Raw genomic sequence first — 12,972 nt, 5'->3', positions numbered from 1 at the left:
CTTTCCTGCGGACAAAACAAAACCCCAACCGCTTTCGCAATTGGGGTTTCGGAATTTAATCTTGACGATGACCTACTCTCACATGGGGAAACCCCACACTACCATCGGCGATGCATCGTTTCACTTCTGAGTTCGGGATGGGATCAGGTGGTTCCAACGCTCTATGGTCGTCAAGAAATTCGGGTACTGACTCGCGACCAGATGGCCTCGCTTCAGCAAATTGGATATGTGACAGCTGTCGGTGTCTTGTGAGCGTCGAACTTTCGGTTCATTGCGTCTTCACACACCGCAATCTGGTCTCTTTCGAGTCTACAGATTGCTTGGGTGTTATATGGTCAAGCCTCACGGGCAATTAGTATTGGTTAGCTCAACGCCTCACAGCGCTTACACACCCAACCTATCAACGTCGTAGTCTTCGACGGCCCTTCAGGGAACTCAAGGTTCCAGTGAGATCTCATCTTGAGGCAAGTTTCCCGCTTAGATGCTTTCAGCGGTTATCTTGCCCGAACATAGCTACCCGGCAATGCCACTGGCGTGACAACCGGAACACCAGAGGTTCGTCCACTCCGGTCCTCTCGTACTAGGAGCAGCCCCTCTCAAATCTCAAACGTCCACGGCAGATAGGGACCGAACTGTCTCACGACGTTCTAAACCCAGCTCGCGTACCACTTTAAATGGCGAACAGCCATACCCTTGGGACCGGCTTCAGCCCCAGGATGTGATGAGCCGACATCGAGGTGCCAAACACCGCCGTCGATATGAACTCTTGGGCGGTATCAGCCTGTTATCCCCGGAGTACCTTTTATCCGTTGAGCGATGGCCCTTCCATACAGAACCACCGGATCACTAAGACCTACTTTCGTACCTGCTCGACGTGTCTGTCTCGCAGTCAAGCGCGCTTTTGCCTTTATACTCTACGACCGATTTCCGACCGGTCTGAGCGCACCTTCGTACTCCTCCGTTACTCTTTAGGAGGAGACCGCCCCAGTCAAACTACCCACCATACACTGTCCTCGATCCGGATAACGGACCTGAGTTAGAACCTCAAAGTTGCCAGGGTGGTATTTCAAGGATGGCTCCACGCGAACTGGCGTCCACGCTTCAAAGCCTCCCACCTATCCTACACAAGCAAATTCAAAGTCCAGTGCAAAGCTATAGTAAAGGTTCACGGGGTCTTTCCGTCTAGCCGCGGATACACTGCATCTTCACAGCGATTTCAATTTCACTGAGTCTCGGGTGGAGACAGCGCCGCCATCGTTACGCCATTCGTGCAGGTCGGAACTTACCCGACAAGGAATTTCGCTACCTTAGGACCGTTATAGTTACGGCCGCCGTTTACCGGGGCTTCGATCAAGAGCTTCGCGTTAGCTAACCCCATCAATTAACCTTCCGGCACCGGGCAGGCGTCACACCCTATACGTCCACTTTCGTGTTTGCAGAGTGCTGTGTTTTTAATAAACAGTCGCAGCGGCCTGGTATCTTCGACCGGCGTGGGCTTACGCAGCAAGTGCTTCACCCTCACCGGCGCACCTTCTCCCGAAGTTACGGTGCCATTTTGCCTAGTTCCTTCACCCGAGTTCTCTCAAGCGCCTTGGTATTCTCTACCCAACCACCTGTGTCGGTTTGGGGTACGGTTCCTGGTTATCTGAAGCTTAGAAGCTTTTCTTGGAAGCATGGCATCAACCACTTCGTCGCCTAAAGGCAACTCGTCATCAGCTCTCGGCCTTGAAACCCCGGATTTACCTAAGATTTCAGCCTACCACCTTAAACTTGGACAACCAACGCCAAGCTGGCCTAGCCTTCTCCGTCCCTCCATCGCAATAACCAGAAGTACAGGAATATTAACCTGTTTTCCATCGACTACGCTTTTCAGCCTCGCCTTAGGGACCGACTAACCCTGCGTCGATTAACGTTGCGCAGGAAACCTTGGTCTTTCGGCGTGGGTGTTTTTCACACCCATTGTCGTTACTCATGTCAGCATTCGCACTTCTGATACCTCCAGCAAGCTTCTCAACTCACCTTCACAGGCTTACAGAACGCTCCTCTACCGCATCACTTGCGTGATACCCGTAGCTTCGGTGTATGGTTTGAGCCCCGTTACATCTTCCGCGCAGGCCGACTCGACTAGTGAGCTATTACGCTTTCTTTAAAGGGTGGCTGCTTCTAAGCCAACCTCCTAGCTGTCTAAGCCTTCCCACATCGTTTCCCACTTAACCATAACTTTGGGACCTTAGCTGACGGTCTGGGTTGTTTCCCTTTTCACGACGGACGTTAGCACCCGCCGTGTGTCTCCCATGCTCGGCACTTGTAGGTATTCGGAGTTTGCATCGGTTTGGTAAGTCGGGATGACCCCCTAGCCGAAACAGTGCTCTACCCCCTACAGTGATACATGAGGCGCTACCTAAATAGCTTTCGAGGAGAACCAGCTATCTCCGAGCTTGATTAGCCTTTCACTCCGATCCACAGGTCATCCGCTAACTTTTCAACGGTAGTCGGTTCGGTCCTCCAGTCAGTGTTACCTAACCTTCAACCTGCCCATGGATAGATCGCCCGGTTTCGGGTCTATTCCCAGCGACTAGACGCCCTATTAAGACTCGCTTTCGCTACGCCTCCCCTATTCGGTTAAGCTCGCCACTGAAAATAAGTCGCTGACCCATTATACAAAAGGTACGCAGTCACAGAACAAAGTCTGCTCCCACTGCTTGTACGCATACGGTTTCAGGATCTATTTCACTCCCCTCTCCGGGGTTCTTTTCGCCTTTCCCTCACGGTACTAGTTCACTATCGGTCAGTCAGTAGTATTTAGCCTTGGAGGATGGTCCCCCCATATTCAGACAAAGTTTCTCGTGCTCCGTCCTACTCGATTTCATGACTAAGAGACTTTCGCGTACAGGGCTATCACCCACTATGGCCGCACTTTCCAGAGCGTTCCGCTAATCTCAAAGCCACTTAAGGGCTAGTCCCCGTTCGCTCGCCACTACTAAGGGAATCTCGGTTGATTTCTTTTCCTCAGGGTACTGAGATCTTTCAGTTCCCCGGGTTCGCCTCTTGCACCTATGTATTCAGTACAAGAGAACCATCTTGTGATGGCTGGGTTCCCCCATTCAGACATCTCCGGATCAAAGTCTGTTTGCCGACTCCCCGAAGCTTTTCGCTAGCTACCACGTCTTTCATCGCCTCTGACTGCCAAGGCATCCACCGTATGCGCTTCTTCACTTGACCATATAACCCCAAGCAATCTGGTTATACTGTGAAGACGACATTCGCCGAAAATTCGAATTTCTCAACTAAGAGAACTCACAAATTTTACCTTAGCCTGATCCGTTACCAGTGAAAGTAACGTTCAGTCTATCTTTCTATCACATACCCAAATTTTTAAAGAACGAACCAGTCAAAAGACTAGAAATCAACATTCACCATCAACGATGGAATGCTCATTTCTAAGCTTTTACTTCAGAAGCAGTAGTGGTGGAGCCAAGCGGGATCGAACCGCTGACCTCCTGCGTGCAAGGCAGGCGCTCTCCCAGCTGAGCTATGGCCCCGTATTTCTACAGGCGTTTCCCACACAAAATTGGTGGGTCTGGGCAGATTCGAACTGCCGACCTCACCCTTATCAGGGGTGCGCTCTAACCAACTGAGCTACAGACCCAATTTCGGGCTGCTTCTTTCGTCTTCTTCAATGAATCAAGCAATTCGTGTGGGAACTTATGGAGCAGCTGATGTCGTCGATTAAGGAGGTGATCCAGCCGCAGGTTCCCCTACGGCTACCTTGTTACGACTTCACCCCAGTCATGAATCACACCGTGGTAACCGTCCTCCCGAAGGTTAGACTAGCTACTTCTGGTGCAACCCACTCCCATGGTGTGACGGGCGGTGTGTACAAGGCCCGGGAACGTATTCACCGCGACATTCTGATTCGCGATTACTAGCGATTCCGACTTCACGCAGTCGAGTTGCAGACTGCGATCCGGACTACGATCGGTTTTATGGGATTAGCTCCACCTCGCGGCTTGGCAACCCTTTGTACCGACCATTGTAGCACGTGTGTAGCCCAGGCCGTAAGGGCCATGATGACTTGACGTCATCCCCACCTTCCTCCGGTTTGTCACCGGCAGTCTCCTTAGAGTGCCCACCATAACGTGCTGGTAACTAAGGACAAGGGTTGCGCTCGTTACGGGACTTAACCCAACATCTCACGACACGAGCTGACGACAGCCATGCAGCACCTGTCTCAATGTTCCCGAAGGCACCAATCCATCTCTGGAAAGTTCATTGGATGTCAAGGCCTGGTAAGGTTCTTCGCGTTGCTTCGAATTAAACCACATGCTCCACCGCTTGTGCGGGCCCCCGTCAATTCATTTGAGTTTTAACCTTGCGGCCGTACTCCCCAGGCGGTCAACTTAATGCGTTAGCTGCGCCACTAAGAGCTCAAGGCTCCCAACGGCTAGTTGACATCGTTTACGGCGTGGACTACCAGGGTATCTAATCCTGTTTGCTCCCCACGCTTTCGCACCTCAGTGTCAGTATCAGTCCAGGTGGTCGCCTTCGCCACTGGTGTTCCTTCCTATATCTACGCATTTCACCGCTACACAGGAAATTCCACCACCCTCTACCATACTCTAGCTCGCCAGTTTTGGATGCAGTTCCCAGGTTGAGCCCGGGGATTTCACATCCAACTTAACGAACCACCTACGCGCGCTTTACGCCCAGTAATTCCGATTAACGCTTGCACCCTCTGTATTACCGCGGCTGCTGGCACAGAGTTAGCCGGTGCTTATTCTGTCGGTAACGTCAAAATTGCAGAGTATTAATCTACAACCCTTCCTCCCAACTTAAAGTGCTTTACAATCCGAAGACCTTCTTCACACACGCGGCATGGCTGGATCAGGCTTTCGCCCATTGTCCAATATTCCCCACTGCTGCCTCCCGTAGGAGTCTGGACCGTGTCTCAGTTCCAGTGTGACTGATCATCCTCTCAGACCAGTTACGGATCGTCGCCTTGGTGAGCCATTACCTCACCAACTAGCTAATCCGACCTAGGCTCATCTGATAGCGCAAGGCCCGAAGGTCCCCTGCTTTCTCCCGTAGGACGTATGCGGTATTAGCGTTCCTTTCGAAACGTTGTCCCCCACTACCAGGCAGATTCCTAGGCATTACTCACCCGTCCGCCGCTGAATTCAGGAGCAAGCTCCCTTCATCCGCTCGACTTGCATGTGTTAGGCCTGCCGCCAGCGTTCAATCTGAGCCATGATCAAACTCTTCAGTTCAAACATCTTTGGGTTTTTAAGAAACCCTAAACTTGGCTCAGCAATCGTTGGTTACATCTTTGATTTCTCGCGGAGTAACTTGTGATGCTGATAATCTTGTTGACTATCAGTCTGACTCCACAAGCACCCACACGAATTGCTTGATTCAGTTGTTAAAGAGCGGTTGGTTAAGATCTTTCGTCTCAACCGAGGCGCGCATTCTACAGCAGCCTCATTTGCTGTCAAGTGATTATTTTCAGAAGTTTTCGAAGATTTCTTCAACAACTTCAACCACTTGCGCTTCCGATCTCTCGTTAGCGGGAGGCGAATTCTACAGCGTTACACGCTGCTGTCAACACCTCTTTTTCTCCGCTTTCGACCGAGAAGATCGAACCGTTGAAAGCGCCAAACAGACCGGCATTTCCAACTCCTTCCAGGCCTCGATAAACTGAAGCGACCCGCTTCGAAACCTACTTAACTCATTGAATCTCAAGGAGTTTTCCGTTTCGACTGCGCCGGAAGTGGGGCGAATTATAGACATCCAGAATTCGCCGTCAACCCCTTATTTCAACTTTATCCGGATTTCAGCGTAATTCGTGCAAAAGCCTTCTTGCCGGCCTGACAAACGTGAGTCGCACCCAGTACGTATATAAAGGAGCGATCAACAACCTCGCCATCTATACGTACCCCGCCGGAAGCCAGCAGATCACGAGCAGCGGCAGAGTTCTTCACCAGCCCCGCTTTATTAAGGACAGCAGCAATCGGCATATCCTCGGCAGCAGTCAGTTCGACCTCTGGCAGATCATCCGGCAACTCACCATCCTTCATACGATTACCCGCACCACGGTGAGCATTGGCCGCAGCCTCTTCACCATGGAAGCGCGCAACAACCTCTTCGGCCAGCTTGATCTTGATATCGCGAGGATTAGCTCCCGCCTCTACGTCGGCACGGAACGCATTGATCTCATCCATCGAACGGAAGCTTAGCAGCTCGAAGTAGCGCCACATCAACGCGTCGGGAATCGAAACCAGCTTGCTGTACATGACACCCGGCGCTTCCTGGATACCGACGTAGTTGCCCAGCGACTTGGACATCTTCTTCACACCATCCAGACCTTCAAGCAACGGCATCGTCAGGATGCACTGTGCTTCCTGACCATAACCACGCTGCAGCTCACGCCCCATCAGCAGGTTGAACTTCTGATCGGTACCACCCAGCTCAACGTCAGCGCGCAACGCGACAGAGTCATAACCCTGAACCAGCGGATAGAGAAATTCGTGAATGGCAATCGGCTGATTGGTGGTGTAGCGCTTATCGAAGTCATCACGCTCGAGCATACGAGCAACGGTGTACTGCGAAGTCAGACGAATAAAGTCCGCAGGCCCCATCTGATCCATCCAGGTGGAGTTGAACGCGACTTCGGTTTTCGCCGGATCAAGAATCTTGAAAACCTGAGTCTTGTAGGTCTCGGCGTTTTCCAGAACCTGCTCACGGGTCAACGGAGGCCGCGTGGCACTCTTGCCGCTCGGATCACCGATCATTCCGGTGAAATCACCAATAAGGAAGATCACCTGATGCCCCAGCTCCTGGAACTGGCGCAGCTTATTAATAAGCACAGTGTGGCCAAGGTGCAGATCCGGCGCAGTTGGATCGAAGCCGGCCTTGATTCGCAGCGGCTGGCCACGCTTGAGCTTTTCGATCAGCTCGGACTCGACCAAAAGTTCTTCCGCACCACGTTTAATCAGCGCTAGCTGCTCTTCAACCGACTTCATAACAGACCCGCAAGGCTCAGATTCAAAGGGAACCAACCATACAAGATCGTGCACCAAATACAAGTTTTGCCCGGCGCACGGACACCAATCCACGGACATGGCGCCCGCAGACTTGCTTCAAAGATGATTTGGTTATATTTTATACAGTTATTTCATCTTCATCATGTCATTCATCTTTTCCAATTCATCTTTTTCAAAGTCAAATTACTTATGACCACTGAACCGTCTAAAGCGCCACCGCTTTACCCGAAGACCCACCTGCTCGCCGCAAGTGGGATCGCCGCCCTTCTCAGTCTGGCGCTCCTGGTGTTTCCATCCAGTGATGTTGAAGCCAAAAAGACAACGCTGAGCCTTGAACTGGAAAGTCCTGTTGAACAACTGACACAAGATCAAGACGCTGCCGACGCGGCTCAAGCCACAAACGAATCCGTAGCCTCCCCTTTCGCGCAGATCGAAAACAGCACCGAAGAACCGCAGGAAACCGCCCAGGCCGCACCAGCGCCGACACCGGTAGTCGAAGAAAAGAAGGCCCCGAATCACAGGGAAGTGATCGTCTCCAAGGGCGATACGCTTTCTACACTGTTCGAGAAAGTCGGCCTGCCGGCCGCGGCCGTCCATGAAGTGCTGGCCAGCGATAAACAGGCCAAGCAATTCAGCCAGCTCAAACATGGCCAGAAACTCGAATTCGAATTGAACCCACAAGGCCAGCTGACCAACCTGCACAGCAAGGTCAGCGACGTTGAAACCATCACCCTGACCAAGAACGACAAGGGTTATGTGTTCAACCGCGTTACCGCCAAACCCACTGTTCGCACCGCTTATGTGCACGGTGTGATCAACAGCTCGCTGTCGCAGTCCGCCGCCCGCGCAGGCCTGTCCCACAGCCTGACCATGGACATGGCCAGTGTCTTTGGCTACGACGTCGACTTCGCCCAGGATATCCGCCAGGGCGACGAATTCGATGTGATCTACGAACAGAAAGTGGTGAATGGCAAAGCGGTTGGCAACGGCCCGATCCTGTCAGCCCGCTTCACCAACCGCGGCAAGACTTACACCGCCGTGCGTTACACCAACAAACAGGGCAACAGCAGCTACTACACTGCTGATGGCAACAGCATGCGCAAGGCGTTCATCCGTACACCGGTGGACTTCGCCCGCATCAGCTCGAAATTCTCCATGGGCCGCAAACACCCGATCCTCAACAAGATCCGCGCCCACAAAGGCGTCGATTACGCCGCCCCACGTGGTACGCCGATCAAGGCTGCCGGCGACGGCAAAGTGCTGCTGGCCGGCCGCCGCGGCGGTTACGGCAACACCGTGATCATCCAGCACGGCAACACTTACCGCACGCTGTATGGCCACATGCAGGGCTTCGCCAAGGGCGTGAAGACTGGCGGCACCGTGAAACAGGGCCAGGTGATCGGTTACATCGGCACCACCGGCCTGTCCACCGGACCGCACCTGCACTATGAATTCCAGGTCAACGGCGTTCACGTCGATCCATTGGGTCAGAAACTGCCGATGGCCGACCCGATCGCCAAATCCGAACGTGCTCGCTTCTTGGCGCAGAGCCAGCCACTGATGGCTCGCATGGATCAGGAAAAAGCCACCATGCTGGCTTCGAGCAAACGTTAAGCCATGGCTCTGTATATCGGCGTGATGTCCGGCACCAGTCTCGATGGGTTGGACATCGCCCTGATTGAGCAATCCTCGGCGATCAATCTGGTCGCCACGCACTACATCCCTATGCCTGACACCCTGCGCGCCGAGATGCTTGGCTTGTGCGCCAGCGGCCCTGACGAGATCGCCCGCTCGGCGATTGCCCAGCAGAACTGGGTGAAGCTCGCCGCACGAGGGATCCATACCCTTCTGGAACAGCAACAGCTCAAGCCTGAAGCCATTCGCGCGATCGGCAGCCACGGCCAGACCATTCGCCATGAACCGGCGCGTGGTTTCACGGTACAGATCGGCAACCCTGCCCTGCTGACCGAGCTGACCGGCATTACAGTCGTCAGTGACTTCCGCAGCCGCGATGTAGCCGCCGGCGGCCAGGGCGCTCCTTTGGTTCCGGCCTTTCATGAAGCGTTGTTCGAAGAGCGTACCGGTAACCGTGCAGTCCTGAATGTCGGCGGTTTCAGTAATCTCAGTCTGATTGAGCCGAACAAGCCTGTAGCCGGTTTCGACTGTGGGCCGGGGAATGTGCTGATGGACGCCTGGATTCATCAGCAACGGGGCGAGAACTACGACCGCAACGGGCAGTGGGCAGCCAGCGGCAAGGTCGAGCCGACCCTGCTGAAAGCTCTGCTCAGCGATCCGTTTTTCGTGACCCAAGGCCCGAAGAGCACCGGCCGCGAAGTCTTCAACCTGCCCTGGCTGGAGCAGCAACTGTCGCGTCTGCCAGGTTTCGCACCCGAAAACGTACAGGCGACATTGCTCGAACTGACGGCGCTGACCATCGTCGAATCGCTGCAAGGCGCTCAATCGAATACCGAAGAGCTTCTGGTCTGCGGGGGCGGCGCCCACAACGCCACACTAATGAAACGCCTGGCCGGGCTGCTGCCGAATGCCAAGGTCGCCAGCACCGCGACCCACGGTGTCGATCCGGACTGGGTCGAGGCCATGGCCTTCGCCTGGCTGGCCCATTGCTGCCTTGAAGGGATCGCCGCCAATCGCCCGAGCGTCACCGGCGCCAAAGGCCTGCGCGTACTCGGTGCCATCTACCCCAACTGACAAATCGCAGATAACAAAACGCCGCAGAACCGTGAGGTTCTGCGGCGTTTTATTGTGTTCGGTGAAGCGCGTTCAGATCGAGAACGAGGAGCCGCAACCACAAGTGGTGGTGGCATTCGGGTTCTTGATCACGAAACGCGAACCTTCCAGACCTTCCTGATAATCCACCTCGGCACCTGCCAGGTACTGGAAGCTCATCGGATCGACCACCAGACTGACGCCTTCGCGCTCGACGATGGTGTCGTCCTCGGCCACATCTTCATCGAAGGTGAAGCCGTACTGAAACCCTGAACAACCGCCGCCCGTAACGAATACGCGCAGCTTCAAGCGATCATTCCCCTCTTCATCGACCAGGCTCTTCACCTTGTGCGCGGCACCTTGAGTGAATTGCAAAGCCGTGGGGGTGAAGGATTCGACGCTCATGCTGACTTTCTCCCGGCGTTACGCCGCCATAATGCGTGATGACGCGCATTATCCGCTTGTCCTAGAAAATCGGTCAACTATTGTTACGGTATATCAATAAAGCTGATCAGCCGACCAGAATGCAAAAAGGCCCGTCAAACGGGCCTTTTTGCCAAGCAAGATCAGTCGTTACGGCAGCATGCCGGCGTGGGACAGACCCAAACGCTCATCCAGCCCGAACAGAATGTTCATGTTCTGCACCGCCTGGCCCGACGCGCCCTTGACCAAGTTGTCGATCACCGAGAGCACTACCACCAGATCACCATCCTGCGGGCGGTGAACCGCGATGCGGCAGACGTTGGCGCCACGCACACTACGGGTTTCTGGATGGCTACCAGCCGGCATCACGTCGACGAACGGCTCATTGGCATAACGCTTCTCGAACAACGCCTGCAGATCCACCGAACGATCCACCACGGTCGCGTAGAGCGTGGAGTGAATGCCACGGATCATCGGCGTCAGGTGCGGCACGAAAGTCAGACCGACATCCTTGCCCGCCGCACGACGCAGCCCCTGACGAATTTCCGGCAGATGGCGGTGACCTTTCACCGCATAAGCCTTCATGCTTTCCGACGTCTCGGAGTACAGCGAGCCTACGGCAGCACCACGACCGGCACCGCTGACACCGGACTTGCAGTCGGCGATCAGGTGCGAAGCGTCGGCAATGCCCGCCTCAAGCAACGGCAGGAAACCCAGCTGTGTCGCGGTCGGATAGCAACCCGGCACCGCGATCAGACGTGCTTTCCTGATCTGCTCACGATTGACTTCCGGCAAGCCGTAAACCGCTTCGTCCAGCAGCTCCGGCGCGCCGTGCGGCTGACCGTACCACTTGGCCCATTCATCAGCGTCCTGCAGACGGAAGTCTGCCGACAGGTCGATGACCTTGGTGCCGGCCGCCAGCAACTCGCCGGCCAGTGCGTGGGCAACGCCGTGCGGAGTGGCGAAGAACACCACGTCGCAAGCGCCCAGGGTCTTGATGTCAGGCACGCTGAATGCCAGACCGTCGTAGTGACCGCGCAGGTTCGGGTACATATCAGCCACGGCCAGACCGGCCTCGGATCGGGAAGTGATGACCACCACTTCTGCCTGCGGATGCTGTGCCAACAGACGCAGCAGTTCGACACCGGTGTAACCCGTGCCGCCGACGATACCGACCTTGACCATAAACCTGCCCTCAACGAACCCACTGGAAAGCCGTCGATAATAGGGGCCGCGCGCCCCTGCGACAACCGCCAAGGTGACGTGCGGACGCTCAAGCCTCTACTATCGGGCCTACCGTGAATCAGGGAATAACCCAAAATGCTCTATCTGTGGATCAAAGCGCTGCATATCGTCAGCATCGTGTGCTGGTTTGCCGGCCTCTTCTATCTTCCGCGACTGTTCGTTTATCACGCGCAAAGTGAAGACACGATCAGCAAGGAACGCTTCAGCATCATGGAGCGCAAGCTCTATCGCGGCATCATGGGCCCGGCAATGATCGCCGCGCTGATCTTCGGTGGCTGGCTGATCTATCTGAACCCGAGCATCTTCAGCAGCGGTGGCTGGATCCACGCCAAACTGACCCTGGTCGTGCTGTTGATCGGCTACCACCACATGTGCGGCGCGCAGGTAAAACGTTTTGCCCGTGGCGAGAACACCCGCAGCCATGTCTTTTATCGCTGGTTCAATGAAGTGCCGGTTCTGCTATTGCTGGCTATCGTAATTCTGGTCGTGGTCAAGCCGTTCTAACTTCAACAAATACAACTTTCCGGGGTACTTCCGATGTCGCTGCCCGCTCTGCTCGAACAACGTCTGCGCCTGCCTGTGGTGGCGGCACCGATGTTCCTGATTTCCAATCCTGAACTGGTGCTGGCGTGCTGCCGCAACGGCGTGGTTGGCAGCTTCCCGGCGCTGAACCAACGCGAAAGCAGCGGGTTCAAGGCCTGGCTGGAGCAGATCGAAGCAGGCCTGGCGACATTGGAGAACCCGGCGCCGTACGCGGTGAACCTGATCGTCCACCACAGCAACCCACGCCTGCAGGCTGACCTGAACATCTGCGTCGAACACAAAGTCCCCATCGTCATTACCAGCCTGGGGGCCGTCAAAGAGCTGGTGGATGCGGTGCACAGTTACGGTGGCCTGGTCTTCCACGACGTAACAACCCGCCGCCATGCCGAGAAAGCCGCCGAAGCAGGTGTCGACGGTTTGATCGCCGTCGCAGCCGGTGCCGGTGGGCACGCCGGAACCTGGAGCCCGTTTTCGCTGATTGCCGAGATCCGCGAGTTCTTCGACAAGACCCTGTTGCTTGCAGGATGTTTGAACCATGGGCATGAGATTCTCGCCGCACAACTGCTCGGCGCGGATCTGGCCTACTTCGGCACGCGATTTATCGGCACCACTGAAAGTCATGCGCCTGACGCCTACAAGCAGATGCTGCTGACTGCCAAAGCCGCCGACATCATTCATACTCCTGCCGTGTCCGGTGTTCCGGCCAGCTTCATGCGCCAAAGCCTGGAGGCCGCCGGTTTCGACATGGCAGCCCTGCAGGGCAAGGGTGAAGTGAACTTCGGCGACAAGCTCAAGCCGATCAACGACGAAGCCAAGGCCTGGAAAACCGTGTGGTCGGCGGGTCAGGGCGTAGGTCAGATCGACGATCTGCCAAGCGTGGATCAACTGGTGGCGCGTCTTGATGCGGAGTATCGCCAGGCCCTGCAACACGCAGCACAGTTACCCAAACGCTGGCCACGCTGAACAAATCCGGCCAGTCGCTGCCAGAGGACTG

Annotated in this window: 7 protein-coding genes, 2 tRNA genes and 3 rRNA genes; 4 read left to right on the top strand and 8 right to left on the bottom strand. The window is 55.2% G+C overall.

The genetic code is table 11. The features are described 5' to 3' along the window. Positions 1-59 precede the first annotated feature (59 nt). The 6 genes from rrf to tyrS form a co-directional block, all read right to left on the bottom strand. Positions 60-175: ribosomal RNA gene (gene rrf / locus AWU82_RS13780) — 5S ribosomal RNA — on the bottom strand. A gap of 156 nt (positions 176-331) precedes the next feature. Further along, a 23S ribosomal RNA gene (locus tag AWU82_RS13775) occupies positions 332-3,222 on the bottom strand. A 244-nt stretch (positions 3,223-3,466) separates the two neighbouring features. Then, a tRNA-Ala gene (locus AWU82_RS13770) sits at positions 3,467-3,542 on the bottom strand. 30 nt (positions 3,543-3,572) lie between these two features. Beyond that, positions 3,573-3,649 (bottom strand) — tRNA-Ile (locus AWU82_RS13765). Positions 3,650-3,730: 81 nt separating this feature from the next. Beyond that, a 16S ribosomal RNA gene (locus AWU82_RS13760) occupies positions 3,731-5,267 on the bottom strand. The 16S, 23S and 5S rRNA genes sit together here with 2 tRNA genes alongside, the layout of an rRNA operon. 552 nt (positions 5,268-5,819) lie before the next feature. Next, positions 5,820-7,019 carry a tyrosine--tRNA ligase gene (gene tyrS / locus AWU82_RS13755; protein WP_064380386.1) on the bottom strand — a complete coding sequence of 400 codons (1,200 nt, stop codon included), beginning with the start codon at positions 7,017-7,019 and terminating at the stop codon, positions 5,820-5,822. Positions 7,020-7,229: 210 nt separating this feature from the next. Here tyrS and AWU82_RS13750 point away from each other — a divergent pair, with 210 nt between their 5' ends. Beyond that, positions 7,230-8,654, top strand: coding sequence for a peptidoglycan DD-metalloendopeptidase family protein (locus AWU82_RS13750; RefSeq protein ID WP_064380384.1), 1,425 nt, complete (start codon positions 7,230-7,232; stop codon positions 8,652-8,654). Positions 8,655-8,657: 3 nt separating this feature from the next. Further along, positions 8,658-9,749, top strand: a complete 1,092-nt coding sequence (locus AWU82_RS13745) for an anhydro-N-acetylmuramic acid kinase (protein WP_064380382.1) — start codon at positions 8,658-8,660, stop codon at positions 9,747-9,749. Positions 9,750-9,821: 72 nt separating this feature from the next. Here AWU82_RS13745 and erpA read toward each other — a convergent pair whose 3' ends face one another. Continuing rightward, positions 9,822-10,172, bottom strand: coding sequence for an iron-sulfur cluster insertion protein ErpA (gene erpA / locus AWU82_RS13740; RefSeq protein ID WP_003228776.1), 351 nt, complete (start codon positions 10,170-10,172; stop codon positions 9,822-9,824). Between the two features lie 168 nt (positions 10,173-10,340). Further along, a complete protein-coding gene (argC, locus tag AWU82_RS13735; protein ID WP_011336183.1) occupies positions 10,341-11,375 on the bottom strand; it encodes an N-acetyl-gamma-glutamyl-phosphate reductase in 1,035 nt (344 codons plus the stop codon). A gap of 135 nt (positions 11,376-11,510) precedes the next feature. Between argC and hemJ the strand changes: the two genes are divergently transcribed. Together hemJ and AWU82_RS13725 are read left to right on the top strand one after the other, a co-directional pair. After that, positions 11,511-11,939: a protoporphyrinogen oxidase HemJ gene (hemJ, locus tag AWU82_RS13730; protein ID WP_011336184.1), complete on the top strand. Its 429-nt coding sequence runs from the start codon at positions 11,511-11,513 to the stop codon at positions 11,937-11,939. A 33-nt stretch (positions 11,940-11,972) separates the two neighbouring features. Then, positions 11,973-12,941 carry an NAD(P)H-dependent flavin oxidoreductase gene (locus AWU82_RS13725; protein WP_064380380.1) on the top strand — a complete coding sequence of 323 codons (969 nt, stop codon included), beginning with the start codon at positions 11,973-11,975 and terminating at the stop codon, positions 12,939-12,941. Positions 12,942-12,972 lie beyond the last annotated feature (31 nt).

The sequence above is a fragment of the Pseudomonas glycinae genome (assembly GCF_001594225.2).
GTDB classification, from domain to species: Bacteria; Pseudomonadota; Gammaproteobacteria; order Pseudomonadales; family Pseudomonadaceae; genus Aquipseudomonas; species Aquipseudomonas glycinae.
This window is presented reverse-complemented; position numbering and strand designations above follow the sequence as displayed.

Coding starts and splice junctions, on each gene's coding strand:
- tyrS (WP_064380386.1), bottom strand. CDS start 7,019: ATGAAGTCGGTTGAAGAGCAGCTAGCGCTGATTAAACGTGGTGCGGAA.
- AWU82_RS13750 (WP_064380384.1), top strand. CDS start 7,230: ATGACCACTGAACCGTCTAAAGCGCCACCGCTTTACCCGAAGACCCAC.
- AWU82_RS13745 (WP_064380382.1), top strand. CDS start 8,658: ATGGCTCTGTATATCGGCGTGATGTCCGGCACCAGTCTCGATGGGTTG.
- erpA (WP_003228776.1), bottom strand. CDS start 10,172: ATGAGCGTCGAATCCTTCACCCCCACGGCTTTGCAATTCACTCAAGGT.
- argC (WP_011336183.1), bottom strand. CDS start 11,375: ATGGTCAAGGTCGGTATCGTCGGCGGCACGGGTTACACCGGTGTCGAA.
- hemJ (WP_011336184.1), top strand. CDS start 11,511: ATGCTCTATCTGTGGATCAAAGCGCTGCATATCGTCAGCATCGTGTGC.
- AWU82_RS13725 (WP_064380380.1), top strand. CDS start 11,973: ATGTCGCTGCCCGCTCTGCTCGAACAACGTCTGCGCCTGCCTGTGGTG.